The sequence below is a fragment of the Achromobacter sp. Marseille-Q0513 genome (assembly GCF_018195695.1).
GTDB lineage: Bacteria > Pseudomonadota > Gammaproteobacteria > Burkholderiales > Burkholderiaceae_B > Achromobacter.
The window spans coordinates 1-499 of record NZ_JAGTJY010000491.1 but is presented as its reverse complement, the minus strand read 5'-3'; the positions used below and the strand labels follow the sequence as shown (position 1 = coordinate 499).

General features: G+C 66.7%; 1 protein-coding gene. It reads right to left on the bottom strand.

Going from position 1 to position 499, the window contains the following annotated elements:
* On the bottom strand, nt 1-499 hold a 499-nt coding region (locus tag KDH83_RS31425; protein ID WP_212323055.1), incomplete at both ends, for a hemagglutinin repeat-containing protein.

Here is a 499-nt window from a genome sequence, read left to right as displayed (position 1 = left end):
CGGCGTTGATCAGCACATTGCCTTCGACGCTGCCCACGGTGCTGGCGGTATGGAAGACCTTCTTGCCGTCGACCCAATCGGTCTGCTGGCGCGTGCCGAAGCTCAAACCGCCCAGCGCGCCGAAGCCGGACTTCTTGACCATCTTGTAGTCATAGCTGTCCGAGGCGTTTTCGCCGGCCACGATGTTCACGTCGCGTCCGCCGGACAAGACCAGGTCCTTTTGCGCGCCGACGTTGGAGCCGGCCACGTTCAGGTCGCGGCCGGCCATCAGCACGGCGGTGTCGCCGGTGAAGGTTGAGCCCTGGGCCTGTTCCCAGTCGCCGGACTTGATGGTGTGCGTGGTCTTGCTCGACAGGAAGCCGCGCGTCTTGTAGTACATCTCGTCGCGCGCCGAACCGGATTCCACGCCGGCGATCAGGTTGATGTCGCGCCCCGCGCCCACGGCCAGCTGCTTGCCGGCGGTGACGTCCGCCGCGCGCGCGTTGACGTCCTGGCCGGC